The following is a 25,595-nucleotide window of genomic DNA, read 5'->3' on the forward strand; positions in this document are numbered from 1 at the left end:
GTCAGGCACCGTTGCTTGCTCCTTCGTCGCCTACGCAACGGCGCCTGACCGGCGGGACGGCCGCGAACCGCCGCTGCGCGGCGGCCCCTCCTCGAGGTCGGGGCGTGCGGGGCCGGGAAAGTGCTAGGCGGATTCCTGTGGCTGCAGGCGCAACGCGATCGAGTTGATGCAGTAGCGCTGGTCGGTGGGGGTGGCATACCCCTCGCCCTCGAAGACGTGGCCGAGGTGGCTGTGGCAGTTGGCGCACAGCACCTCCACCCGGCGCATGCCGAGGCTGTCGTCGGCGCGCAGGATCACCGCGTCGGACTCGGCGGGGTCGAAGAACGACGGCCAGCCGCAGTGCGAGTCGAATTTCTCTGTGCTGCGGAACAATTCGGCATCACAGGCGCGACAGGTGTAGACGCCTTCGGTCTTGGTGTCGGTGTACTCGCCGACGAACGGGCGCTCGGTGGCGGCCTCACGGAGAACGGCGTATTCCTGCGGATCCAGTTTCGCCCGCCACTGCTGCGGCGTCAGCTGGATGCGCGGCGTGGGCAACGATGAACTCATCACTCCACGCTAATGGTTTCGGCCGGTGCGCGCCGCGAGCGTCACCGGCCGACACCTACTTCAGCGCGGGCTCGCGGTCGTCGGCGGGTTCTTCCGGCGATACCGGATCGTCGCGATCAGGCGCGGTGGAGACCCCCTCCGGCTTCGCGTCCCCGGCGCCGTCGCGGGAGTCGGGCGCGCTCGCCATCCACGCCGGGTCGATCCCGAACTGCAGCCTGCCCTCGCGACGAGCGGCCAGGTAGCGGTCGCCGAGCACACAGAACACGACGAGGAGCAGCAGCCCCCAGCCGAAGGTCACCCGCAGGTACTCGAGCGTGCGCCCGGTGGCCTGCCAGCGATCCGACAGCCACTTGTCGTAGGTCATGAACCCGAAGATCGCCAGCCAGGCAGGCCAGTTGCGCAGCACCGAATTGCGCAGCACCACCGACATCAGGAACGGGAACAGCATCATCGAGTAGTACATCTGGCCCAGCGAGGGCAGCAGGAAGTTCGCGGTGAGCAGCACACCCGAGAACGTGGTGACGAAGAACAGCTCGTCGTGACGGTAGTAGCGCCACAGCAGCCACAGCGAGACCGCGACGACGCCGCCCATGACCACCTGGATCAGCAGGATCATCCAGTGCGGCAGTCCGAAGTAAAGCCCGTTGCCACCGACAGAACTGTTGAAGTAGTCGCGCGTCTCAGCCAGATATGGCACGACACGGGTGAAGAACTTCTCGGGGTCCGCCGACAGCGGCCAGGCGATCGCCGTCAGCGTCAACGGCACACCGAGCGCGGTGATGAAGACCTTCCACTGGCCGCGAACGGCCGCGACGAGCAGCAACGGCGCCAGCGTCGGTTTCACCGAGATACTCAAACCGAGAGCCACACCGGCCCAGAGATCCCGACGTGCCAGCAGCAGGTGGATGAACACCAACTCGGCGAGCAGTAGACAGCCGTTGACGTTGGTGAAGACCAGCGTGTTGGTCACCGTCTCGGAGGCGAACATCGCCAGCAGCAGCGCGGGCGCGGCGATGGAGCCGAGACCGAACTTGAACAGGCGGAGCAGCAGGTACCAGGCGAGCAGAATCGCGACGGCGTTGAGCCCGATGAACAGCCAGCGCGACAGTTCGTATTCGATGATCGCCACCGGCGCGATCAGCAGTGTTCCGCTCGGGTAGTAGAGATAGTGCGGGTCGACCGACGAGAAGTCGGCGGTGTACAGAGGCCTGCCGTTGAGGAACTCGAACGAGGCGTTGTAGACCGGACGGTAATCGTCGGTGACGAATCCGTTGATCGCCTTGATGAAGACACGATTCAGCACGGTCATGACCGCGAACGGCCACAGAGCGAACTTGATCACATCCGCGGTCGTGCGCGCGGTACGGGGCTCGAGCTGTCGGAACAACACTGGGGCACGGTACACCGGATCCGGTAGCGATGGTGTCGCCGGACCCGTCGGACGCGCCGCAACCATCTGGTCGTCCGACCGGGATCAGGCGGGGCAGGCGCCGCCGTCGGCGGGCAATTTCGCCTCGGCGAGGTAGTCGGCCACGGCCTTCTGCGCGCATCCGGAGTGGGCGACGACCGGATGTCCCCACCCCTGCCAGGTCATCGTGGCGTGCCGGGCGCCCGCCGCGCCGAGCGCGCCGGTCACCGACGCGGCGGCACCGCCGACGACCGGGTCGGCGGCGCCGGCGAACACCAGCACCGGCAGCTCGAGCTCGGTCGGCAGCGGTGGGGCGGTGGAGACCGGCCAGGCCGAGCAGACCATCAGGTCGATCGCGGCGGTCCGGCCGAAAACCGGATATTTGCTCGCCCATGTTCCGGCGAGCTCGCGCGCCCTGTCCGGCGTCGGCGGCTGCTGGCTGTCGGTGCAGCGGTTGACGAACTCGCCGTCGGAGTTGATCGCCGCCGTTTCGCGGACGACCAGCATGGCCAGCGGTGCGCGATCACCGCGGTCGGCGGCGGCGAGGATGTCGGCCAACGCGGTCACCCGGCTCGCCTGGTCACCGCGCGGGCTGGACAGGAAGCCGGTGAGCGCGGTCGAGAGGTCGGCGGCCGAGATATCGCCGAGCGCGCCGGTGGTGGCCTTGTTCATCAGCGCGATGACCGTCGCGCGCGGGTCGGGGCCGAGCGCGCAGTTGGCGGCCTTGCAGCGCTGGGCGAAGGCGGTCAGGGCGGCCTCGGCGCCGGTGACGGCGGCTTCGGCCATCGTGGTCGCGTCCGCGCCGACCGGTTCGGGGGCGTCGAGCACGAGCCGGGCCAGATGCTCACCGTAGCGGCGGGCATAACTGAGCGCGACCTTGGCGCCGTTGCCGGTGCCGATCAGATTGATCTTCTCGACCTGCCACTGCTTGCGCAGCTGCTCGATGTCGTCGGCGGCGTGCGGGGCGTCGAAGGTGCCCTCGTAGGGCTGCAGGAAGTCGCGGCAGGCGATGGTCGCGTCCTGGCTGTAGCCGGCGACCGCGCCGACCTGATCGTTGCTGCCGACCCCGAACTGGCCCAGTTCGGTCATCACCGCGCGCAGCTGGGCGGGAATGCAGTCGATGGGCTGGGAGGCGCCGATCCCGCGCCGGTCGACGGCGACGATCGGCTGCGCGGCCAGCAACGCGCTGTTCGGGCCGACGGCCAGACCCGCCAGCGTCGAGGCCGACGAGCGGTCGGCGCCGGAGGTGAGCACCAGCGGCGCCGCGTCGGCGGGGGTCTGCGGCAGCCGGGCCCGCAGAGCGCCCGCCCGGAACGTGCCGAGCACGGTGCCCGCGGTGTCGATCGGGGTCGCGAAGTCGGCGCACTCCAGCACCAGGCCTGCCGGAGCCGCGCCGAAATCGAGCGAGCTCAGGGTCGACGCGGTGCAGTCCTTCCAGGCCAGGTCGGTTTTCGGGACCTCGGCCCTGGCGAGATCCGGCACGGCGGGTTCCTCGATCTGCCCGCCGCCGACGCCGGGGCGCTCGACGGCGACGACGGGCCGATCCGACGGTCCGGCTCCGCAGCCCGCGAGCATGATCGACAGTGTCGCGGCCGTCGCCGCGGCCCGAGTCCAGCGCATGGACTACACACTGCCAGGTTCGGCGCCAGGTTTCATCGACGGGCCCACCGGGCCAGCACGGTGCCGTCCTCGGCGAGCACCAGCTGCTTGCGGCTCATCGGAGTGTCGAAAGTGCTCGCCGACAGCGAGATTCGCCCGCCCGCCCCGCCGACCAGCATCGGCGCGGTGCTCAGGCACAACTCGTCGACCAGATCCGCCTCGGCCAGCTGCCCGAACAGATGCGGGCCGCCCTCGCACAGCACCCGGTGCAGGCCGCGCTCGGCGAGCACCCGTACCAGGGCGGACGGCATGATCGCGGCCTCACCGGCGACCACGACCTGTGCGCCCGCCTGCTCGAGCGCGGCGATCTGGTCGGCGTCGGCGTGGGCGGTGGTGATGATCAACGGCGCGACCTCGGCGTCGGTGAAGAACTTCGACGCCGGATCGAGCCGCGCGCTCGCGGTGACCACCGCGATCGGCGGCGGCGTGCCGTCGGCCGATCCGCCGATGCCGTGCTGGAAGTGCGCGCGCCGCCGATCCGGATCCGGATGCGCGCCGCCGTAGTTCTCCGCGCGCACCGTGCCCGCCCCGATGACGATCACCTCCGCCAGCTCACGCAGCAGCGTGAACACCCGGTGGTCGGCATCGGTGCCGAGCCCCGCGGATACGCCGTCCACCGTGAACGCGCCGTCGATACTGTTGACGAAGTTGGCCCGCACCCAGGGACGCTCCAGGTGTCGGGGATAGGCATAGCACCTGGCCAGTGCGTCGTCGTCGAGGTCTGCGAGCTGGGTCACATTGTGGATACGCTGCATAGGAACCGATGCAACCACGTCCGTACGATTTGTCCATGCAAGAACGCCTCGTCGATCGCCATCCGGAGGTCCCGGCCGACCAGCTCGTCGCGCAGATGGTGCCCCCGCCCATGTTCGACGAGGTCAGCTTCGCCTCCTACATTCCCGATCCCACGGAACCGAGCCAGGCCGCCGCGGTCGCCAAGGCCGAGGAATTCGCCGGTCAGGTCGCCAAGATCCACAAGGCCGGGTCCAAGAAGAGCCTGTTCGGCAAGAAGAAGGCCGTCACCGGCGCGGGCCTGTACCTCGACGGCGGGTTCGGCGTCGGCAAGACCCACCTGCTCGCCTCGATCTTCCACAGCGCGCCCGCGCCCAAGTCGTTCGGCACCTTCGGTGAGCTGACCAACCTGGTCGGCGCGCTGGGCTTCGTCAACGCCGTCGAGCGACTCTCCGGCAACAGCCTGCTGTGCATCGACGAGTTCGAGCTCGACGATCCGGGCGACACCACCATGGTCTCGCGCCTGCTCACCGAGCTGTCGGCCGCCGGCGTCTCCATCGCGGCCACCTCGAACACGCTGCCGAGCCAGCTCGGCGAGGGTCGTTTCGCCGCCCAGGATTTCCTGCGCGAGATCAAGAAGCTCGGCTCCATCTTCGAGCCGGTGCGCGTCGACGGCCCCGACTACCGCCACCGCGACCTGCCGCCCGCCCCCGAGCCGACCTCGCCCGACATCCTGGCCGAACGGGCCGCCACCACACCGGGTTCCACCCTCGACGACTACGACGCGCTGCTGAAGCACCTGAGCACGCTGCACCCGTCGAAGTACGGCGCGCTCATCAACGGGGTGTCCTCGGTGTTCATCTCCGGCGTGCACCCGGTCACCGATCAGGCCGTCGCCCTGCGCATCGTCGTGCTGGCCGACCGCCTCTACGACGCCAGCATCCCGGTGACCGTCTCGGGCGCCAAGCTCGACGAGATCTTCTCCCAGGAGATGCTCGACGGCGGCTACCGCAAGAAGTACCTGCGCGCGATCTCGCGTCTGCTGGCGCTCTCGCGGTTCGAGGCCGCCGCCGCGTAGGACGCGGGCGCCGGGTACGTTCTGCCGTGACCGTGACCCGGTGTCGTCGAAGGAGTTTGCCGTGACCCGTAGTCGTGCCGCGCGCGCGAGTCTGGCCGCCGCGACCGGAGTGGCGGTGCTGCTCGGTCCGGTCGTCGGCCAGGCCGTCGCCGCGCCGGCGCCCAGCAGTGACACCGGGACGGTCGATCGGCTGATCGGCCTGTCCGGGGTGCAGAACGCCAGGGACGCAGGGGGATACCCCACCGCCGACGGGCACCGGGTCCGCACCGGGCTGGTGTTCCGCTCCGGCGCGCTGGACAAGGCGACCCCCGATGACCTGGCCAGGCTGAGCGCGCTCGGCGTGCGCGTCGTCGACGACCTGCGGACCGGCTACGAGCGCACCCTCGCCGCCGACCGGCTCCCCGCCGGCGCGACCGGCAACGCCTACGACGTGATCGGCCAGGCGCCGCCGCTGGTCCTGGCCGGCGCCCTGTTCGGCGGCGAAGGCATGTACCGCGCGTTCATCACCGCCCCCGGCGCGAACGCGGCGTTCGCCGCGGTGCTGCGCGACATCATCGCCGCCGACGGCGCCGGCGTGCTCTATCACTGCAGTGCGGGCAAGGACCGCACCGGCTGGACCTCGGCGGTCCTGCTGACGCTGCTCGGCGTCGACCGGGACACCGTCACCGCCGACTACCTGGCCTCCAATACCTACCGCAACGCGTCGCCGACGGATCCGCTCAACGGCGTGCAGCAGAGCTGGCTCGACGCCGCCTTCGATCAGGCGACCGAGTCCTACGGCAGCTTCGACGGCTACGTCCGCGACGGCCTCGGCCTGACCGGCACCGAGGTCGCCGCGCTGCGGTCCGCGCTGCTCAGCTGAGCCTCACAGCGACCGCTCGAACACATAGTCGGCGTGCACCTGGGTGCCGACGGTATTGGTCTTGGTGCCCACCCGCACGAATCCGTGCTTGGCGTAGAAGTTCTGCGCGCGCTCGTTGACCTGGTTGACGCCGAGCCACACCGCGGCCGCACCCGACTCGCGTGCCGTGGCGACCGCGGCCTCCATCAGCGCACCGGACACGCCGCTGCCGTGATGACCCGGCAGCACATACAGCTTGCTCAGCTCGATCACCGCGCCGGCGCTGACCTGGGCCGCGACCTCGGGGTCGCTCGGCCTGCCCGCGACGAGCATGGCGTAGCCGACGATCTCGTCGCCCTCGACCGCCTTGAGCACGATCCGGTCCGGGTCCGACAGGTATTCGCCGAACCGTTCGCCCGAGAGCATCTGGTCCAGGAAGATCTCGATGTCGCCCTGGGTGGCCTCCGGGGGACAGGCCAGTGGAAAGGTGGCCGCGGCGACATCACTGAGCTCCTCGGCATCCCAGAGCCCGGCCCGATCGACGACGACGGAACTGTTGGTCATCTTTCCAGTACAGCACGGTTCGGCCCGGCGGCGGTGGCAGGTTGACCGCGGTGCCGAGTACTCTCCTCGCCATGACGAGCGGTAGCCGCATCGGGATCGTCGGTGCGGGAGTTGCGGGTTTGGCCTGCGCGAAAGTGTTGAGTCGGGCGGGATTCCCGGTCGAGGTGTTCGACCGGGCCCCTGATGTCGGAGGTGTGTGGAGCGCCACCCGTCGCTATCCGGGTCTGCGCGCGCAGAACAGCAAACACACGTACCACTTCAGCGATCACCCGATGCCGGAGGACTTTCCCCGCTGGCCCGACGGTCAGCAGATCCAGGCCTACCTCGCCGGGTACGTGCACGAGTTCGGCCTGGCCGAGCACCTGCGCCTCGGCACCGAGGTGATCGCCGCCGACCCGGTCGACAGCGGCTGGCTGCTCGAGGTCCGCGACAGCAACGGCGTGCGACGCACCTCCTGCGATCACCTGATCGTCGCCAACGGCGTGTTCAGCGACCCGGTGATGCCGACGCTGTCCGGCGCGTCGGCGTTCCGCGCCGCGGGCGGACGGCTGTGCCACGTCTCGGAGTTCCACGACCTGGAACAGGTGCGTGACCGCTCCGTGGTGGTCATCGGCTACGGCAAGTCGGCCACCGATGTCGCCGAGGCGATCAGCCACTTCGCCGACGACACCAGCGTGGTCGCGCGCAGGCTCACCTGGAAGATGCCGCGCCGGTTCGGCGCCGGCCTCGACTACGAGCGCATGCTGCTGACCCGGATGGGCGAGGCGCACTTCCGGTCAAGGGAACCGCGCCTGGCCGAGCGTCTGCTCGACCGGCTCAGCCTGCGCGAGGCCAACATGGACCTGGTACAGGAACGGGTGACGCGCAAGCTGCGGCTGCGTGAGCTCGGTCTGCTGCCGGAGGGCACCTTCGAGGACATCGCCACCAGCAGTGCGAGCCTGGCAACCGAGGGATTCGCCGAACAGGTCGAGGCGGGCCGGATCACCGTGCACCGCGATACCGACGTCACCGATCTGATCGGCGGGCAGCACGGGCCCGCGGTGCGCCTGTCCGACGGCACCCTGAAGCTGGCCGAGATCGTCGTGTGCGCCACCGGATACCGCCAGGAGGTGCCGTTCCTGACCCCGTTCGTCCGGCGCAGCCTCACCGACGAGGTCGGCGACTTCCGGCTCTACCGCAACATCCTGCCGGTGGAGATCCCCAACCTGACCTTCGCGGGCTACAACAACTCGAACGTGAGCACCCTCAACGCGGAGGTCGGCGCGCACTGGATCGCCGGACTGCTCACCGGGAAGTTCGTGCCGCCCATGCCCGAGCAGATGAACTCCGAGATCGACGAGCGGCTGTCCTGGTCGCGGGAACGCACCGAGGGCAACCACGCCCACGGCGCGACGGTGATCCCGTTCTCGCTGACCACTATCGACGAAATGCTCGACGATCTGCGCACGCCGCTGCCGTTGACCAGCAGGCTGGCGCAGTGGGTGCGTCCCGTGCGTCCCGCGTCCTATCGCCGGGTCCTGCGCGATCGCCCGCTGGCCGTGCCCGCGGCGCCCGCGCCGATTGCCGAGAGGTAGCCGACACGCCGGAGCGCCGCCGTCGCGACACTTGGCGGCGATCATCGCGTTGGTGATAATCCTGGCGTGGATGCGCTGGATCTGAACCTGCTGCTCGCCCTCGACGCGCTGCTCGACACCAACAGCGTGACCGAGGCGGCCCGGCGTCTACACACCTCCACCTCGGCGATGAGCCGCACCCTCACCCGGTTGCGCGCCGTGCTGGGCGACCCGTTGCTCGTGCGCTCCGGCAGGCAGCTGGTGCCGACACCACGCGCACTGGAGCTGCGCCACGATGTCGCGGACCTGGTCGATCAAGCGCGGTTGCTGCTGACCACCCGCGACGGGAACGGGCCAGGGCGCCATCGGGATTTCGTTGTCCGCGTGGCCGATTCGGTGGTCGCGCGGCTGACCGGTCCGCTGCTGGCCGCGGTCCGTGCCCAGCTACCCGGCGTGACGGTGCGCCTGCTGGCGGCCGACGCGGGCGACGCCGCGGTCGCGCTGCGGGACGGGCGCGTCGACGTCGAGGTCGGCATGATCGGCCAGACCGATCCCGAAACGGTCGTCAAGCGCCTGTTCGCCGACCGCTGGGTCGGCGTCGCCGCCGGAGGCCACCCGTTCGGCGCCGACCGGCCCACCGTCGCCGCCTACGCCTCCGCCCAGCACCTGGAAGTCTCGGCCACCGGCCGGACCCACAGCCCCATCGACGACCGGCTGGCGCTGCACGGGCGCACCCGGCGCGTGCTCGCCACGGTGCCCGACCTGGCCACCGCCCTGTTCACCGTCGGCTCGACCGAACTGGTCTGTCCCGTACCGGAACTCCTGTCCCGGCCCGCGCGCACCGCCCTCGGCCTGACGATGTTCGAAATCCCTCTCCCGCTGCCCGCCCCCGTCGTCGCGATGGCCTGGCACCCGCGCAACACCGCCGACGCGGGCCACCGAGCCCTGCGCGACCTCATCGGGGCCGTCCTGCACGACACACCGAAACCCGACCCGGCGCCCGTGGCGGCACCCGCCTAACCGGCCTCCGTCGTCGGTGGGCCGAACACGTCCCGCCGCCCCGGCGGCAACCCGGCCGACCGCTTCAATTCGTCGAGCATCGCCTGCAACTTGTCGACATGCGCGCGCTCGATATCGAATGCGCGGAAGGTCCCGGTCACGGTGATCCCCGCGGCATCGGTCGCGGTCGGCGGAGCCGGATCGGCGACCACTCGATCGAGCGGACTCGTCACCGGCGCGACATCATCCGAGCCCCCTGGTGCACCGAAGTCGGGCGACGTGCCGCCGTTCAGGGTCGGATCGAAGGACACGGGCCCGTGGCCGTTTGCGGAACCATTCGCGTTCGTCGGTCTGCCGAAATCGGTGGGCGTGCTGTGCGTGAGCTCGCCTCGGCCGTTGGTGGAAGCGCCCAGATTCGGCGGTGTACCGAACTCCGTGGGCGTGTGGTGGGTGAACTCGCCGCGGCCGTTGGTGGATGCGTTGACACCGGCGGGTGCGCCGAGGTCGGGGGAGTTGCCGTGGGGGAGGGCGGAATCGTGGCCCGGGGTCGCGGTGTCGAAACCACTGGTGCCGGTTTCGGCGTGGCTCTTGGGCGCGGAGAGGCGGGCAGGCGGACCTGCGGGAGCGGCCGCTTCGTCGCCGGCCGGGGTGGTGGTGAGGCGCTCGCGGGGCGTGAAGTCGTCGAAGATCGACTCGGTGCGGTGCGGGGAGTCACCACCGGTGAACCCGTTGCGGGCGTTTCCGTTCCGGCTCGGTGGCGGGAGGGTCGCGTCCTCGTCGGTGAACGTCCAGTGGATGCCGTTGGCGGTGGATCCCGAGGTAGGCGTCGGTGTCGCGGTGATCGGCGCGGCGAATCCGTTGACCGGGTAGCCGTTCGTCGCGGGCTCGGTGCGATCGCCCGCAGTGAGACCTGCCGACCGTGGGTCGCTCACAGCCCGAGTGGTTTCGCCCCCGGTGGCGTCGATACCGGTGCCGGACAGGGCGTCCGGCGATCCTGGCAGCCCTCCGGCATCCCCGACCGGCGCAGCCGTGTCCTCGGCAGGCCTGCCCACCGGCCGGGCCCGCTCGACCCCGGGACGGTGTCCCCCGTCGGCCCGCCCCTCCGATATCGCGTTCATGGCAGCGGTATTCGCCTGATCGGCGGTGATGCCGGACAGCGACACGTCACCACCACGCACGACATCGCCGACCTCCGCGCTGCCCGGAAGCGAGGACGATCCGAGCGTCGCCGCATCATCGGGCCGCGTTCCCGAGGACGTGCCGTCATGCCCGAGCGCCGAGATCGACCCGGCACGGTCACCGGAGTCGGCATCCCGCCCCGCCCCGGCCGTCCAGCCGCCCCGGCCGGACCCATTGCCCGACAACCGCTGCGTGACTTGCCATTCGAGAGCCTGGATCACACTCTCATCCGAGAGCGCAGCACCCTGACGTCCGCTCCCCGTGCCCGACTGCGCGGCAACGCTGCCCGGCACGGTGATCTCGGCATCGTCGGATCCCCGTCCACGAGCCGCCGGGTCACTCTCCACCACGTCGAAGCCGTTCCTCGACATCGAATTCGACGTACCGCCTGCTGCGGTGGAAACAGGTGCGGATCCCTCGCTGCCGGAGGAGAGTCGCACGCCGGTGCCGAGACGTTGTCGGCCGTGGTCGGCCTGCGTCGAGGTGTCACTCTCGGCGGCCGACTCGACACCGATGCCTCGAGATCCCGGCACAGTGCCATCTGCTGCGGCCCGCTGGTGCGGGCCGGCGCTGCCGGACTCCACCGCGGGCAGGCTGCCAGGTTGCGCGGTCGAGAGTGGGTCGGCGTCGGCCTGCATCGTGCCCATGGCCGCGGGCGCGCCGGTCGAGGCGGGTAGGCCGACAGCCGATGACGACGGTACATGGGTGGTGCTCGACAACGAGGCGCCGACCGGGCTCGATCCGTGACCGATGGCATGCCCGTTCCGGGTGTGCCCGCCTTCTGCGGAGTCCGTACTGGCTACGGCCGACTGTGTGCCGCCGTCGATCGCCGTAACGCCATTCATCGTTCCCGCGCCGTTCGCAGCCTGCGTATTGCGCAGGGACGCCGCATCGTTCGGCACCGGGGCGCCGTTCGCCGCTGCGCCGTTCGGTGCGGGGCGGTCCGCTGCCCGCGCACCGTTCACGGCGGCGTCCGCCGATCGTGCTCCATTCAGCCGCTGCGCGTGGTCGATCGGCTGCACGCCGTTCACCGTGCTGTCTGCCGTGAACGGCGACCTCGGTGCACCCTCGGACCCCAGCAGGGCCGCGACCCCCACGACCTCACCGGCCGGCTCGAACGCGGCCGAGGGCCGGGGAACCGGGGCGACGGTGATCGGCCAGGTCGGATCGCCGAGGTGATCGGTGCGGGAGCTGCGGCGTTCCAGCGGGGGACGGGCGGCGTCGACGGCGCGGCCCGGCTCGGCGGGCCCCTCGTCCAGATCGGCGGCCGCGCGCTCGGCGGCTTCCGCGGCCTCGCGGACTTCCCGCCGGCTGCGCGTCCCACGACCTGCCCGCGGCGCCGCCTGCTCGGTTTCGCCGCCGTCGAGTGCGTCCAACCGGGAACTCAGGCGCGAAATGTCCTGTGACGCATGGAACGCCCAGGATTCGAGCCTGCGGATCCTGGTCTGGTCGGGGAGATCCTCGTCGGCGGGGAAGGGCGGGACTTCCTGCTGCACCCGGGCGGCGACGATATCGAGCTTGTCACTGACCTCACGCAGCGCCGCGGCGATACTCGCCAGCATCGACCCGATGGATTCGTCGTGCTCAGCGTGGTTCATGCACACCCTACTTCCCGTGCTCGGCGAGCGCGCCCGCCCCGGCCGCAGCGATCATATCCACCGGCGGCCCCGATCGCGTCCCCGCGATGTCCCGGTGACCGGATCGGCGACGCGCCGAACCAATCGGTAATCAGGATGAAACGGACGGGCAACAGGCCGGGTCTGTGTATCGAAATGATCAAGATCTCGGCGACGTTCTGCGACGTTGGCACAATGAAATAGCTTGATATACAAGCAGAGTCGCTGGTGTGATCTCGATCACCGGGCGGTGACGCACCCGAGCGCGGGTCAAGGGGGCTAGCGGTGTGTCGGCGGCTGCGTCAACCTGGAGACCACGACGTGGGCGCTGGCGCACGTCAGGGTGCCCGGTGAGGGAGTGATGGTGTGAGGACGAAGCAGCGAAGTGACACCCAGGTGGTGTGCGGACGACGGGCGCTGCTCGACGAACTCGGCATCTCCGAGGGCACCCGGCGCGCGGCACCCGAACGGACCGGGTACGGCTGTGGTTGCCCCGAATGCGTGGCGACGCAGTGGAATACCCAGCGACTCGAACACTGGATCTGCGGCAGGCTGACGGCGGCGGGCGCCGACGAGGCCGAGGTGGACGCCCGGATCGGCGACATCCCCGTCGACATCTACTGGCGGCGCGGCGACCGCCGCTGCGTCGTCGAGGTGCACAGCGGTCCGCTCGACATCACCGCGGCCAGGGCGCACCGGAAACGGCTGCAGGCCGCCGGAATCGATGACGTGCTGTGGGTGTGCCCGCAGGGCTACTGGGTGCCGCTGGTCCCCGCCGTCGGCATCGCCGACTTCGCGCCCGCGGCCGCCGACTACCGGATCGACCAGGGCGTCCTCGCCGCGGGCGAGACAGGTTTCGCCGCGCCGACGCGGGCGAGCTGGGAATTGCGTGACTTCCTCGAGGGCTGGGTAACCGGCGAGATGCATTGGGGTCACGCGGATCTGACGACAGGAGGGTGGGCCGAGGTGGGCACCTGGGAACGGCATACCGCGGCGCAGGCCGCCATGATCGAGCATCAGCGCAGGGAGCTGCGTGACCAGCGGGTGGAGCTGGCGGTGTCGCGCCAGACCGTGCGGGACAAGCAGAAGCTGGTCACCCGCCTGCACCACCGGATCGACCGGGCGGGCGTGAACGCCGACGCCGAGGCCATCACCCTGGCCGGGTTGCGCAGCGAACTCGTCGCCCAGCAGCGGATCGCGATGGGCTTGCGGGCGACGATCGGGCGGATGGATCGCACGATCAATCAGTGGCAGTGGCTCACCTGCTGCGCGATGCTGCTGGTGATCACGGTGATGGCGGGCGCGCTGGTGACGCGCTGAGCCGCAGGGGCGTGCGGTCCCATTGCCAGTCGTTGCGCAGCACGAGCCCGGCCAGGTCGAGTAGTTCCAGGCCGGTCTCGGCGCGCACGGCCGCCAGCGCGCGCCGGTCGTAGGGACCTCGCGCCAGATCGGCGGCGATGCGCGCCTCGATCGCCGGGTCGGTCGCCCGCGCGCGCAGCCGGGCGGGGTCGAGGGCGCTACCGGTCCAGGTCAGCCAGCCCCAGCCGTGCTCGCCGGCGTAGGCGCGTCCCAGCTCGCTCTGGATTCTGGTGTGGTGGAAGGCGATCCGGCCCAGCGGGACGACGTCGACGAGCACGATCCGGCCGTCGGTGAGCTGGGCGGCGACCGCCGGATAGTGCACGTGGTCCTCGCCGCCGAAGCGGTAGGTGAGCGCGGTCGGCTCCTCCTGGAACGCGGTCACCAGCGGGTCCGCGTCGAGGGTCCGCAGCAGGCGCGCCGCCAGGGCGGAGTCGTAGGCGACGTCGCGCCCGACGGTGGCGAGGTAGAACCGGCCGCGTCCGTCGTCGTCACCGTCGGCGACGCGGGCCGACGCGGTCGGCAGGGGAGCGGCGGGGCAGGCGGACCACTCGACGTCGTCGAGCAGTGGCCCCAGCTCGCCTGCCTCGTCGAGCGGCCGCAGTTTGGCCAGGATGCTGGCGGTCTTCTTCTGCCAGCCCAGGATTCGCTGCATCACATACCCGGCGACGCGCTTGGCGTCGGCCTGGTCGTGCCCGGCCAGGCGCAGCTTCAGATACGACCACTCCATCGCGACCAGATCGGTGTCGGTGGCGTAGGTCTCGGCCAGCAATTCCCGCACCAGGCGCAGATCGCCCGCGTCGCGCGGGTACCGGTGACCGAACACCTCGGCGCAGCGGTGCCCGGAGCGGGCCGTCTCCCGTACGATCTGCCCGATCGCCTTGGCGTAGAGCTGGCGGACCCGGTCGCGGGCCAGGTCGTAGCGGGCGCCGATGCGGGTGAGGGTTTCCGGGCGCTGCCCGCCGATCCCGAGGCGCAGGGCGACGATCCGCGCGTCTCTGGCGGCGCGTTCGGCGTGCTCGGTCAGCAGGTCGGCCACCAGCTCGTCCAGTTCCTCGAGCTCGAAGGAGACATCGGCGGCGATGTCGTGGTCGAGTTCCCGCCCGCTCCCGGCACTCAACTGGGCAACCTCCCGCTCGGCTCGCTGTGTCGGGTCAGCGTAGCGGGGGCCACCGACAGTCTCGGGCTAGAGCGCGGTGATGTATTCGCCGTAGAACAGGCACAGCCCGATCGCCGACGCGATGCCGCCCAGCATCCAGAACCGGATGATCACCGCCGTCTCGGGCCAGTTGTTGAGTTCGAAGTGATGATGGAACGGCGCCATCCGGAACAACCGCGTGTGGGTGGTGCGGAAGACGACGATCTGCAGCAGCACCGACATGATCTCGGCGACGAACAGCGCGCCGAGCACCACCGCCAGCAGTTCCGTGCGGCTGGTGATCGACAGCCCCGCCACCAGACCGCCCAGCCCGAGCGAACCGGTGTCGCCCATGAAGATCTTCGCGGGCGCCGCGTTCCACCACAGGAACCCGATGCAGGCGCCGGCCGCCGCGGCGCTGACCACCGCCAGGTCGAGGGGGTCGCGCACGGTGTAGCAGCCACGGCCGGGACTGAGCTCACACGAGTTCTCGAACTGCCACAGCGTGATCACCACGTACGCGCCGAGGGTCAGGCTCATCGATCCCGCGGCCAGCCCGTCGAGCCCGTCGGTGATGTTGACCGCGTTCGACCAGGCCACCACCAGCAGGCAGATGAACGCGATGAAGATCAGCGAGCCGAAGGCGATGGTATTGATGTCGCGGACATAGGAGAGGTTGTTCCCGGCCGGGGTCAGCCCGGTGGCGCCGGGGAACCGCAGGGCCAGCACCGCGAACACGACCGCGGCGCCGATCTGCCCGAGGTACTTCCCCGCTGCGGTCAACCCGAGATTGCGGTGTTTACGCAGCTTGATCGAGTCGTCGAGGAATCCGACCATCCCCAGCGCCGAAGCCAGCAACAGGACGAGTACGCCGGACGCGCTCGGCCCTGGTGCGTCCCACAGCAACCCGATCAGATGCGACCCGAGGAACCCGGCCCACACCCCCGCTCCGATCGCCAGCCCACCCATCGTCGGCGTGCCACGTTTGGCGTGGTGACTGGCAGGCCCGTCGATCCGGATCTCCTGCCCGAACCCGCGCCGGGCGAACACCCGGATCAGCACGGGGGTGAGGGTGATGGTGACGAACAGGGAGATCCCCGCGGACAACAGGATCTGCCTCAACTGCTCACCCTCCACACCGCCGGTCCGCGCCACCACCGCAGGCCCGGCGACGCCGAGTGCCGATCCTAGGGGAGCACCGACGGAATCCGGGCCATGAGTGACCTGGGTTACATCAGCGCTCAGCGGGAAACGCCGTGACAGACATCGAGCAGCGATCTGCCGACAGCTTCCCTCCGGCTATCCGTGCGCGCACAATGGACAGACAACCCAACCCGTCCGGCCGAGCCGGCTGCGCTGTTTTTTCACAGTGAAATCGTGTGTGCGGCAATTCGATGACCTGCCTGTCTCTTGCGAACGGAGAGGAGTGTGCGATGTCTGTTGCCGGTAACGGCCGAACACCGATGGTGCTGATCCTTGGGGCCGGATTCGGCGGACTCGAGCTGGCCGCCTGCCTGTCCGAGTCGCTGCCCGGCGAGGTCCGCGTGGTGCTCGTCGACCGTGCGGCCGGGTTTACGTTCGGTTTCTCGAAACTGGACATTCTGTTCCGTGACCGGGCGCCGGAATCCGTCCTCGTCCGCTACGCCGATCTCGCCCTCCCCGGCGTCGAGTTCCGGCAGGAGCAGGTCACCTCGATCGACCCGCAGACCCGTCGCGTAGTCACCGACACCGCCGAATACGACCCGGATCTTCTCGTCGTCGCGTTGGGCGCTGATTACGACCCCGCCGCCACCCCCGGGTTCGTCGAGGACGGCTACGAGTACTACTCCATCGAGGGAGCATGCCGTCTCCGTGATCGGCTGGCCCGGTTCGACGGCGGGACCGTCCTGATCTCGGTGCTGAGCGTGCCGTTCAAGTGCCCGCCCGCCCCCTACGAGGGTGCGATGCTGCTGCACGAGTCGCTGACACGGCGCGGCCTCCGCGACCGAACGCACCTTCACATGATCACCCCGATGGACTCACCGATTCCCGTTTCCGCGGCCACCTCTGCCGCACTCGTCGATGCGCTCGCCCGCCGTGGGATCGACTACTCGCCGGGGCTGCGAGTCCGCGCCATCGACCCGGACAATCACGTCGCGGCCACTCGTGCCGGAGACCTGCCGTACGACCTGTTCATCGGCATTCCGGCCCACCGTGTCCCCCCTGTGGTCGAGGCGTCAGGGCTGACGGTCGACGGCGCCGACGGCTGGATCCACGTCGACCCGCGGACGCTGGCCACCCCGTATCCCGGCGTCTACGCGATCGGTGACTGCGCGGATGCGCCGGTTCCACGCGCCGGCGTCTTCGCCGAGGACGCCGCCCGCACGGTCGCGGCGCACATAGCCGCGCAACTGCGGGGAATGCCCGAACCCGGAAAGTATCTCGGCCAGGGCGCATGTCACATCGAATTCGGGGACGGTCTGGTCGGGAAGGTCGACGCCGACTTCCTGTCGGGGCCGACGCCGACCGCGCCGTTCGAGCCACCCTCCGCGGAACTCGCGATCGAGAAAGCCGAGTTCGCCGCTGAGCGGCTTCGGCGCTGGTTCAACCGGTGAATACCCACCCAGGTGGCAGGATCCAGCGGGAAACGCAAGAAGGCCCCGGTCGAAACCGGGGCCTTCTTGTGGTGCGCGATACTGGGATTGAACCAGTGACCTCTTCCGTGTCAGGGAAGCGCTCTCCCGCTGAGCTAATCGCGCGAGGTGGAGACGGGAATCGAACCCGTGTGCACGGCTTTGCAGGCCGTTGCCTCACCACTCGGCCACTCCACCGCGCAAAGGAGGATGGCGTATTGCTTAGTGCCGAACCTACCTCTCGAGCGGATGACGGGATTTGAACCCGCGACCCTCACCTTGGCAAGGTGATGCGCTACCACTGCGCTACATCCGCATTCACACTTCCGGAGGCAGTCGGCCTGTCGGCTTGGCTGCTCTCCGTGGTGCGAGGAAAACATTAGCCGACGGTCGGCGCAGACTACAAATCGGCTGGTAGATGGGCCTAAATGCGAATTACAGACGTGTTGTTCGGGTGGTCGACGGGGGCGTGCGGACCCCGAAAGGGTCCAGAGCCGTCCGTGCCGGCGACGGTGGAAGGGCTGGTTCTGTTCGGGTGGTGGTGCATCATTGGCATGAAACAACGTAGATATGCGTACTAAACCATGTATGCCTGAATCCTCCCGGCTGACCCACACGCGCACGCGGCGGCCCACGGAACAGCCAAGGAACCCGAAGCCCCCATTCACAAGGCGATTTGGTGTCACCCGGGTCCACCGTGCTAATGTTCCATCTCGTTCGAGAGGCTCTCCGAAGCCCCTCGGCACAGTGTTCGGTCCCATAGCTCAGCGGGAGAGCGTCCGCCTCACACGCGGAAGGTCGCTGGTTCGAAACCAGCTGGGACCACCAAAAAGTGCAGGTCAGGGCCTTTTGGGTTCCGGCCGTGCAATATACGTGCAATAGCGTTCAGTGCCGGGGCTTGAATGCTGACGCGCAGGGTCACCGAGTGTGCTCGGCAGGCACGCTGATGCGTGGTGCCCGTCACAATCGCTATCGACTGCCCGCTCCTCTCGGTGCGTTGATGCAGGGCAACTTGAGCCGACGAACTGCCGTGGCTCGGCGCGAATGTGTGACGAAATACGGTGTGTCCCAACATATTCCGTTGGAGCGGTCACATTGCTGCGCTAATGTCGTCGATCGCTATCCGGATCTGCTCTCGGAACCATCCGTCGAGCGTCGGCACGGCGGCTCAACGTGCGGCCGCAGGCCTTCCGTGGGTCTGCTGGCTTGAAACCAGCTGGGACGGAGATGGCGCGTCCATGGGTGGGCCTGCCTCGGCCAGTGGCCGGAACAGCGGCATGTGCGGGTCGGCGAGTTCGGGCCAGGCCTGCGCGCAGCGGTGGGCGTGTGGGTCGGCGTCATCGATGATCAGTGTCCGTTGGACCGCGATCGACACTGACCGCGGTCTGGTCGATGGTGATGTACCGGTGGCGTTTCTGGCGCCGGACGTCGCGGTCTGCAGCGCGGTCGCGGGCGTCGAGCACGAGGTGCAGCCCACACCATAGACAGTGCAGCGCAGGACCAGTTCCGGCGCGGCGGTAGACGTGGGTGATCTTTCCCGGTTGGCTTTTGCTGCCACGCCGTCTGATCCGCAGCAGCCGTTCGCCGTCGGTGGTGACCGACAGGTCCGACGCTGCGAGAGCGGCGATTTTGCTGCGGCGGCCGAGCACGGAGAAGCCGGTGAGGATCATCGCGATCTCGCGGCGGGCGGCGATCTGTTCTGGCCAGGTCATCGCGGTGGCGTGGGCGGTGGTGATCGCCGCGATCACGACCGGGTGATCGGCCGGTGGTACCTGGTCGATTTCGCGTCCGGCCAGGGTGCGGGTGGTGAGGACTCAGGACAGGACCTCGCGGACCTTCTCGCCGGTGGCCGGGTCGAGATAGCCCGTGTCGTGGTGCTTGTCAGCGATCGCGGCGATCAGCTCCGCCCGCGACACCAACGCCATGGCGACTCCCTCCTCCGAGCACCATCCGCTGGATCGGACGACCTCAGCGGTCGAGCACGCACATCCTCACTCCGCAACCCCCGCCGTGGTGTCAGATTCCGCGCTTACGAACCCCGCGCTCGGGCGAGTGGTGTCGAAATTCGCGCTCACGCGCTATCCAGATTGACGCTCAGAACCAAGAGGTCCTTGCGCGCGGCGCCGAGGGTGATGTACCGCTCGACGGTGACCAGGTCGGCCGGTAACGGCGCCAGACCCACTGTGCCGCAACAGGTATCGAATGCCTCCCATGCTCCGGAGTCGGCACGGGTCGTGGTGTCGGGGCCGCGGCGTAGTGGGTGCGCGCGGCGTCGGCGTCGATCAGGTCGGGGTGATCGCCACCGGCCGCGACCGAGCGTAGCCGTCCGGCCGCGGTGCCCATCGGGGTGCGTCCCCGGGTGCGCCGGTGGTAAGCAGGGCGGTGGGGGTGTCGCTGATCTGCACGGCGTCGGCCAGGCCGAGGGCCCGGGCGACCGCAGCGAGGACGGCGCGGGCGTGGGCGTCACCGAGTTTGTGCAGACCACCGAGCGGAGGTCGACCGGGATACCGCCGCCGAGGCTGACGGCCAGGTCCAGCAACCGGCGCTGCGCGCCGTCGAGCGGGCCGAGGTCGGCGGTGCCCAGCGCCGTCCAGTCCACGCCGCGGGCGATGAGGTGCTGCCTGTCGTCGCTGTCGGTGACCAGGCGGGTGGTGATGTACGGTCGCGACCTCCGCACCGCCCGGCAGAATCGAGCAGCTCGACCGCGGCACGCTGATGTCGGCCGTCGGCGAGGTCACCGCCGGTGATGAGCCATGCGCGTAGCTTGTCGGTGGAGACGGTGGTGGGGTCGGTCATGAGGTTGGCTCTCCTGGGGTGGTGGACGTGGACCGGTGCGCGTAGCGGTGGTCACATCGGGACGGGCTGGCGGCGATCGCGAGGTCAGCGTCGATACCGGTGATGCGGGCGAGGGCAGTAGTCACCATCTGGGCATACTCGGGGCCCAGGTTGACCAGCACATCGTGCGGGTCAACCTGGTTACCGTCGGCGATGCTCACCGCCAGGCGCAGCAGGCGCCCGGTCGCCCCGCTGAGGTCGGCAACGGTGGGCTCGCTGCGCAGTGCCGTCCAGTTCACCTTCGCGTACCACCACGGACCTCGCCCGGTGCCGAGGAAATCGATATCGGTGTGCTCGAGCATCGCGGGGTGCTCGAGCAGGCCCGCAGCATCGAGCAGATGCAGGGCCGCACGATCGCACCGGCGTGACCGCTCATCGGTCGGCCAGCCCCGAAACAGCAGATCGCGCCGCTGCTCGGGGCTGTCTTGGGCCGGTGACGGCGTAGCGCAGGGCATCAGACACCCTCGGTGAGTACGGTCCGGGTCTGCTGGAACGACGTCCGAGTGGCCGGGTAGCGGTGTTCGGCGTCTGTGTTCATGCGGCGGGCCCGGCGGCGTCGCGTTCGCGAGCGGCCGAGAAGGTCGGCAGCTCGTTATCGGGGACCTGCCCCAGATCCGGACCGGTTGCCTCACTCCGACGTTCGGAGAACCGGGATTGGGACTGCGGTGACCACGGTGCGATGTCCCTCGGGTCGTCGGACTTGGGTGTTTCGGTCACGGTCGTCCCCCTGAGATTGGTGTCTGATCTGCTGTGCCGTCGAGCGGAGTGAAATAGATCGAGCGGGCCATCAGCACGCGGTGGCATTCCGGCCCCCAGGAGGGGCGGGCTCTGACAAGCGGCAGCCACTGGTCGGCGATGCGGCGCCAACTGTCGGGTCCGTGAGTCTCATCGGCGTACCGGCTGACGATGCGGGCCAGTGATTCGGCGACCGGCACGCCACGTTCCGGAGCGGTCCAGGCCCGCAGCACGGCCGCGATCTGCTCGCGGACATCGAGGTCGACCCTCGACGGTTTCGGTCCAGTGTTCGGTCGAGGTGGGTCGCTGGGGTGCGGCCGGCGGTTGAGCCATGCCCCGGTGTGCCGCAGCCACATCAGCGCGCGAGGATCCCAGAGGCTGGGGTCATCGGCGCCGGTGAGTGTATGTTCGGCGTAGCCGAAGTCCCACGGGCGATGACGATGGCAGGCTTCGTAGTGGACCTCGTCGACCGCGGAGGTCAGTGTGCCCACCGCGCGTCGTCCGATCGCTTCGAATGCCGCACTGAGGGCCTCGGCTTCGCTGGGCAGATAACCCGGCGTGGCTGCGAGCGCAGCGTCGTGGGTCGTGGGTGCGGTCATGTTGCGTCTCCAATGCGGCGTGCGGCGAGGGCGTCACGGATCGGTGCGAGCTGGGTCAGGGCGTTGTCGAGGAAGCCCAGCGCGCGCTGTCCGGCGAGCATGCGGGCGTCGTCGCTGTAGTCGTCCGGGGTGCGGGCGTCCCGCTGGTCCAGCGAGATCGAGACGAACCTCGTCGGGACGACGAACCGGTCGAACGCCCGCGCCACCTCCCAGCCCGGCCCCCTGCCGTGTCCGGCCCACTGGCTCAACGGGATTCTGAGGAAGTCGAGGAAGTGCACGATCAGCTCGCACTCGCGGGCGATCGCTCGCCGGTCGAGGTACTTGTCCTCCACCGCTGTGGTGCGACAGGCCATGCTCGCTCGCTCACTCGTGAGCTCCGGCGCGATCGGCGGCCAGGAAGACCGGGAACTTATTGGTGGCGACCGGGTTCGGGTTCGCCGTCGTGGAGTCAGCGTGGCGTTCGGCGCTGAACAGCGGCACCGGTGCGAGCTGGTCCGGGTGCGGGTCGGTCATGGTCGTCCCCCTTGAATAATTGGCTGAGCTGCGGTTTCGGCAAGCGTAGCGGTGGCCGCCGACAGTTTCTCCAGTCACCGCACCCATCCGGACATGAAAACTATGCGTGAGCAAGGGATTTCGTGGGAAGTGTCCGATAATTCTTGGCTTCCGGTCGGGTGGGCACGCCGACCACGGGCCAGCGTCGGGGATCTCGCCGATGGCGAACGACTACGGGCATATCGCACCCGGCCGATCTGTCGATTCTCGCCTTTTCGCTCCGATGACCAGTGAGCCGCTGATAACGAGTACGGAAGCGTGTTTCGGCAGGGTTGAGCCGTGAACAATATGCTGCGGCACTGCAGATTTCACTGCGCCGTCGGAGACTTCACCGTAAAACTGACGCAGCCTTGCTCGTGACCCGCAAGCTCGCGTCAGTTGGCAGCGGACCTACTCGCACCGCCGGTCCAGATCGGTTGAGGCACCGTGGCAGGCCTCTCGGACGCGAGCTCCCGCGCCCAGTGCTCAAGCCTCACTGCAGCATTGCGAAGCTGCTCAAATTTGCTCCCGGTATCCCCACGGACTGCCATCCATTGATCGTAGTCCAAGAGCCAATTGAAAGCTGGGATTCGAGCACGCCTCCATCGCAGCGACAAAATACGCCTAGGGGAAGGGGGGAGTCGCTCATTGAGTGCGCGAATCGGCGACGTGGAGACTGTGACAGCCAAGTCGTGGTCACACCAGCGTGTTCAAGATCGTCCCCCATGACTCCAATGCTTGAGCGACCTGCGGTGCGGCTGTTGCGGCTGAGTTGATGCTCGATAGTACTGACCTCAGAATCCCGCGGTTGCGCTGCTCCGGTGGGCTGCCGGCCGCCTCCGAAAGGTACTCGACATTGTCGATTAGATCACGCCGGTCGTCTTCGCTGATATGCTGGTCTTCAGCGGCGGCCTTTTGAATAGCAGCCAATGCCGCAGCCAACTGGTCGTTTCCCTGTTCCGCGACTGTGGTGATGTGCGATGTAATATTGGATAGCTGCATTCCGACCTGTCCATTTATAGTCCCGCCGTTGATATTTATCGTATACGTGGGCTGTGGTGTCGTTTGACCAGAGGCTTCGGCGTAGTCCGACATTCGGTTTTGCACTTCCTTCAAGTAGTAGATTGCGATGGAAATATACGCTTGAGTAATTTTGACATTCGGGATCACTCGTAGGTCCGCGATGGTCGAGCCAGTCGTTATTGCGTTGAATCGGGATGAGATTGCAGGGGGGTCAATTTTACTAAGGCATTCAGCTATCGTTTGAAACCATCCGGCTAGTGGTCGATCGGGGACTGACCAAGGGTCTAACTGATCGTGGTAGCTTGCAAGGGCTCGGATATGCTCCGCAAGATCCTGCGATACCAGCCGCGCGAGATATCCGTCCTTCATCCTTCCGTGTCGCTCCACACTTAGGTGAAAAGGGGGTTCTATGCGCACAAGGGGCTGGGCATATCGGAGGTCATCGCGAAGCTTCCCGAGATTGTCCGATGACTGGCAAAATGGACACAGAAGTTGTTCTTGAGTTTCCCAGCCACGTTGAACCCAGTCGGAAAGGCGCCGGGTATATTCCGCTAGAAACCTGATAGTATGACCGACATCGCGAGGTTCTCGGAGCCCACTTATGGCCTCGCTATTAATGAGTTGCATCAGTGGTGAGTTTTTTGCGACGATGTCGCGCATCCAATCCAGAGATGAATTCACGGAAGCCACAGCTGTATGTGAATTTCTTATATGCTCACTGAGGATAGGCGTCTCGTCCACGATGATGGCGTTCCGAGTCCAGCCTTCGTGTTCCCATTGCGATAGGTCTCCGTGGCCGCTGAAGAATAACCTGCCGCCCGTAGGTCTAAGTCTGCGGTAATGGCTGTCAGCCTCTACCGCAACGCATTCCAAGTACTGAACAAGATGTTGCTCGAACCCTCGTATTGCGTCCCTCGGGCCTCGGAGTGCGGGCGGGCCATCGAATGCAGTCCCCCAGTGGTCCATCGCTACATCTTCCATTAAACTACCCTGCGGCACAACCTATCCGAGCGCAAGTATCCTGAAACCGCTAGTGGACCCGCAGAACCCGTACTCGCGGCGAACAACAGAGGGGCCCGGCTGACCTGCGGGGGAGGGGCCCCGGGGGTAAGGGTGCGCGCCTGTCGGGCCGCGCCGCTCCCGCGCGTGTGTGGATCTATACAGTCTCGTAGCGGCGCTCTGACCTGCATTGTTGAGGAATTCATGCACGTGCTCGGCGCTCTCGCCACTGCTCCTAATAGCGGCCGCAGACGCTCCAACGACGCCACGCTCGCGCAGAGGCACGCGCCGAATCCTGAAATCTGGTGGATGTAGGTCATGGCCGACGGATCAAGCGGAAACATTGTCGTCTAGTTCTTTTAATTGTACCGGCGGGAACTTCGCCACCTCTGTGACCGCATCTGGATGTGAACCTTTCCGGAAGGGCGAAGCGGCCCCTACACGCTGCTTTCAAGGATCGAGTTCCATGCCCATCCGGTGATGGGATTCCCGTCGAGGTCTCGGCCTCGCATGGATTCGTTCGAGAGGGGGAGCAGGCCCGCGCGCTGGAAACGTTTCCTCAAAATATCGGCTGATCCCGGGTGTCCCGCAGCACGAATGACTGCGAGTATGTGTTCTGCTCCTGGTTGGGTCGCCGCATCGGCCTCAGCGGCCGCACGCTCGCAGAAGCGACGCGCAGCGTCGTAATGTCCGGTCCTACAAAGAACGTCGAGTGTTTGTTCAGCGGGGAAAGTTTCCCAATCGACAGGGTCTTGGAGGATGATCGGGCCCTCTGCAGCTAGACGATCGGCGATCAGCGCCGCAGCGGTTTTCGAGGAGGCAGCAAGTGTCTGGTCAAGAGGCTGGGAGCCGATCAATGAGGTATCGATGGCGTGCGGTACGGCTTGGTGTAACGCCACGAGCACCGTTCGGAGTCCTCGTTGGAGGTCTTCGGTACTTCCGACTCGTTCTGGATGCTCAGCGATCCGGTTCAGTAGAATCGTTCTCGCGTTCGGGTACGGCTTCACACTCGGCAGGGCATCCGCCGCCGCGCCCAGATCTGTTGCGCGGGCGATCTGGTCGGCGAGTTGGCTTGCCAAATCACTGAAATCGAGTGATTGCAGAGCCGCCAGCAGTTTCAGCGTCCCCGGCCCGGGTGCACCTGTTTCGTGACTGACTGCTCGCCGTGCCGTTTCGGCGGTCGTCTCGATCAGGTGGGCTTCTGCCAGGATCGTCAGTACCTCGGCGTTCGCGTGAGAATGGGTGACCGAGTTGGCAATCCGTTCACCGAGTCGCATTGCAGCCTCTGGCCCGGCAGTCAGCGCGACTTCTGTCAGCAGCATGCTTGTATCTGCCGATCTCCGGTCTTCCGCAGCGAAGTTGGGGTCGTCGTCTCCGTATCCGGCAATTCTAGCAGCGTACTCAGCGAGTTCTTGAGCAGCTGAAAGTAGTCCGTGTTGGCGGAGCTCCTTCAATAGCAGCGCCGCGCCGAGGTGATCTGCCAAATTCACCGTGTGGGGTGCGGCACATACTCGATTGAGCAGGGTCGGCCACGCCTCAGCCACGGGTCGTGGCTCGGAAATAACCTCTGCCAGGATGGCATCGGCCCG

22 protein-coding genes and 4 tRNA genes are annotated in these 25,595 nt (G+C 67.9%); 7 read left to right on the forward strand and 19 right to left on the reverse strand.

Going from position 1 to position 25,595, the window contains the following annotated elements; genetic code table 11:
• Positions 1-123: 123 nt before the first annotated feature.
• From msrB to ACFWF2_RS26575, 4 genes are all read right to left on the reverse strand, one after another.
• Complete coding sequence (gene msrB, locus ACFWF2_RS26560; protein WP_379310171.1) at positions 124-549, reverse strand: peptide-methionine (R)-S-oxide reductase MsrB; 426 nt, start codon at positions 547-549, stop codon at positions 124-126.
• Between the two features lie 55 nt (positions 550-604).
• Positions 605-1,939 (reverse strand): glycosyltransferase family 87 protein, encoded by a 1,335-nt coding sequence (locus ACFWF2_RS26565; RefSeq protein ID WP_379310172.1) that lies wholly within the window; start codon positions 1,937-1,939, stop codon positions 605-607.
• A gap of 84 nt (positions 1,940-2,023) precedes the next feature.
• The gene (locus ACFWF2_RS26570) at positions 2,024-3,577 is read right to left on the reverse strand and encodes an alpha/beta hydrolase (RefSeq protein WP_379310173.1); all 1,554 of its coding nucleotides are present in this window, start codon (positions 3,575-3,577) and stop codon (positions 2,024-2,026) included.
• A gap of 32 nt (positions 3,578-3,609) precedes the next feature.
• Positions 3,610-4,371 carry a pyrimidine reductase family protein gene (locus ACFWF2_RS26575; RefSeq protein WP_379310174.1) on the reverse strand — a complete coding sequence of 254 codons (762 nt, stop codon included), beginning with the start codon at positions 4,369-4,371 and terminating at the stop codon, positions 3,610-3,612.
• A gap of 35 nt (positions 4,372-4,406) precedes the next feature.
• On the opposite strand from ACFWF2_RS26575, the gene zapE reads away from it, so the two are divergent.
• A complete protein-coding gene (zapE, locus tag ACFWF2_RS26580) occupies positions 4,407-5,426 on the forward strand; it encodes a cell division protein ZapE (RefSeq protein WP_379310175.1) in 1,020 nt (339 codons plus the stop codon).
• A 61-nt stretch (positions 5,427-5,487) separates the two neighbouring features.
• The gene (locus tag ACFWF2_RS26585; protein ID WP_379310176.1) at positions 5,488-6,288 is read left to right on the forward strand and encodes a tyrosine-protein phosphatase; all 801 of its coding nucleotides are present in this window, start codon (positions 5,488-5,490) and stop codon (positions 6,286-6,288) included.
• A gap of 3 nt (positions 6,289-6,291) precedes the next feature.
• On the opposite strand, the gene ACFWF2_RS26590 is transcribed toward ACFWF2_RS26585, so the two are convergent.
• Positions 6,292-6,831, reverse strand: a complete 540-nt coding sequence (locus ACFWF2_RS26590) for a GNAT family N-acetyltransferase (RefSeq protein WP_379310177.1) — start codon at positions 6,829-6,831, stop codon at positions 6,292-6,294.
• 71 nt (positions 6,832-6,902) lie between these two features.
• Between ACFWF2_RS26590 and ACFWF2_RS26595 the strand changes: the two genes are divergently transcribed.
• Both ACFWF2_RS26595 and ACFWF2_RS26600 read left to right on the forward strand, forming a co-directional pair.
• The gene (locus tag ACFWF2_RS26595) at positions 6,903-8,405 is read left to right on the forward strand and encodes a flavin-containing monooxygenase (RefSeq protein WP_379310178.1); all 1,503 of its coding nucleotides are present in this window, start codon (positions 6,903-6,905) and stop codon (positions 8,403-8,405) included.
• Positions 8,406-8,471: 66 nt separating this feature from the next.
• Positions 8,472-9,404: a LysR family transcriptional regulator gene (locus ACFWF2_RS26600; RefSeq protein ID WP_379310179.1), complete on the forward strand. Its 933-nt coding sequence runs from the start codon at positions 8,472-8,474 to the stop codon at positions 9,402-9,404.
• Here the strand turns inward: ACFWF2_RS26600 and ACFWF2_RS26605 are convergent.
• On the reverse strand, positions 9,401-12,160 hold the full coding sequence (locus tag ACFWF2_RS26605; protein ID WP_379310180.1) for a hypothetical protein: 2,760 nt from the start codon (positions 12,158-12,160) through the stop codon (positions 9,401-9,403). The genes ACFWF2_RS26600 and ACFWF2_RS26605 overlap by 4 nt on opposite strands.
• A 384-nt stretch (positions 12,161-12,544) precedes the next feature.
• Between ACFWF2_RS26605 and ACFWF2_RS26610 the strand changes: the two genes are divergently transcribed.
• Positions 12,545-13,498: a hypothetical protein gene (locus tag ACFWF2_RS26610; RefSeq protein ID WP_379310181.1), complete on the forward strand. Its 954-nt coding sequence runs from the start codon at positions 12,545-12,547 to the stop codon at positions 13,496-13,498.
• Here ACFWF2_RS26610 and ACFWF2_RS26615 read toward each other — a convergent pair.
• Positions 13,464-14,654: a hypothetical protein gene (locus ACFWF2_RS26615; protein ID WP_379310182.1), complete on the reverse strand. Its 1,191-nt coding sequence runs from the start codon at positions 14,652-14,654 to the stop codon at positions 13,464-13,466. The two genes, ACFWF2_RS26610 and ACFWF2_RS26615, sit on opposite strands and share 35 nt — an antisense overlap.
• Positions 14,655-14,720: 66 nt before the next feature.
• Positions 14,721-15,794 carry a phospho-N-acetylmuramoyl-pentapeptide-transferase gene (gene mraY / locus ACFWF2_RS26620; RefSeq protein ID WP_379310183.1) on the reverse strand — a complete coding sequence of 358 codons (1,074 nt, stop codon included), beginning with the start codon at positions 15,792-15,794 and terminating at the stop codon, positions 14,721-14,723.
• Between the two features lie 311 nt (positions 15,795-16,105).
• Here mraY and ACFWF2_RS26625 point away from each other — a divergent pair, with 311 nt between their 5' ends.
• Positions 16,106-17,266 (forward strand): NAD(P)/FAD-dependent oxidoreductase, encoded by a 1,161-nt coding sequence (locus tag ACFWF2_RS26625; RefSeq protein WP_379310184.1) that lies wholly within the window; start codon positions 16,106-16,108, stop codon positions 17,264-17,266.
• 69 nt (positions 17,267-17,335) lie between these two features.
• On the opposite strand, the gene ACFWF2_RS26630 is transcribed toward ACFWF2_RS26625, so the two are convergent.
• From ACFWF2_RS26630 to ACFWF2_RS26640, 3 genes are all read right to left on the reverse strand, one after another.
• Positions 17,336-17,410, reverse strand: a tRNA-Val gene (locus ACFWF2_RS26630).
• A gap of 1 nt (position 17,411) precedes the next feature.
• Positions 17,412-17,482: transfer RNA gene (locus ACFWF2_RS26635), tRNA-Cys, on the reverse strand.
• 46 nt (positions 17,483-17,528) lie between these two features.
• A tRNA-Gly gene (locus tag ACFWF2_RS26640) sits at positions 17,529-17,600 on the reverse strand.
• A 437-nt stretch (positions 17,601-18,037) separates the two neighbouring features.
• On the opposite strand from ACFWF2_RS26640, the gene ACFWF2_RS26645 reads away from it, so the two are divergent.
• Positions 18,038-18,112: transfer RNA gene (locus ACFWF2_RS26645), tRNA-Val, on the forward strand.
• A gap of 509 nt (positions 18,113-18,621) precedes the next feature.
• Here the strand turns inward: ACFWF2_RS26645 and ACFWF2_RS26650 are convergent.
• The 8 genes from ACFWF2_RS26650 to ACFWF2_RS26685 all read right to left on the reverse strand — a co-directional run.
• Positions 18,622-19,032 (reverse strand): hypothetical protein, encoded by a 411-nt coding sequence (locus ACFWF2_RS26650; RefSeq protein WP_379310185.1) that lies wholly within the window; start codon positions 19,030-19,032, stop codon positions 18,622-18,624.
• Between the two features lie 323 nt (positions 19,033-19,355).
• Positions 19,356-19,961 (reverse strand): hypothetical protein, encoded by a 606-nt coding sequence (locus ACFWF2_RS26655; RefSeq protein WP_379310186.1) that lies wholly within the window; start codon positions 19,959-19,961, stop codon positions 19,356-19,358.
• A 115-nt stretch (positions 19,962-20,076) separates the two neighbouring features.
• A complete protein-coding gene (locus ACFWF2_RS26660; protein WP_379310187.1) occupies positions 20,077-20,574 on the reverse strand; it encodes a hypothetical protein in 498 nt (165 codons plus the stop codon).
• A gap of 258 nt (positions 20,575-20,832) precedes the next feature.
• A complete protein-coding gene (locus tag ACFWF2_RS26665) occupies positions 20,833-21,453 on the reverse strand; it encodes a hypothetical protein (protein WP_379310188.1) in 621 nt (206 codons plus the stop codon).
• Positions 21,450-21,806, reverse strand: a complete 357-nt coding sequence (locus ACFWF2_RS26670) for a hypothetical protein (protein WP_379310189.1) — start codon at positions 21,804-21,806, stop codon at positions 21,450-21,452. The genes ACFWF2_RS26665 and ACFWF2_RS26670 overlap by 4 nt, the downstream gene beginning before the upstream one ends.
• A gap of 10 nt (positions 21,807-21,816) precedes the next feature.
• Positions 21,817-21,966 (reverse strand): hypothetical protein, encoded by a 150-nt coding sequence (locus ACFWF2_RS26675; protein WP_379310190.1) that lies wholly within the window; start codon positions 21,964-21,966, stop codon positions 21,817-21,819.
• A 714-nt stretch (positions 21,967-22,680) separates the two neighbouring features.
• A complete protein-coding gene (locus ACFWF2_RS26680; protein ID WP_379310191.1) occupies positions 22,681-23,154 on the reverse strand; it encodes a hypothetical protein in 474 nt (157 codons plus the stop codon).
• Between the two features lie 1,289 nt (positions 23,155-24,443).
• The coding region (locus tag ACFWF2_RS26685) for a hypothetical protein (RefSeq protein WP_379310192.1) at positions 24,444-25,595 on the reverse strand (1,152 nt) is incomplete at its 5' end.

Origin of the sequence: Nocardia sp. NPDC060259, assembly GCF_042728775.1 — a bacterium.
In the GTDB taxonomy this organism is placed as follows: Bacteria; Actinomycetota; Actinomycetes; order Mycobacteriales; family Mycobacteriaceae; genus Nocardia.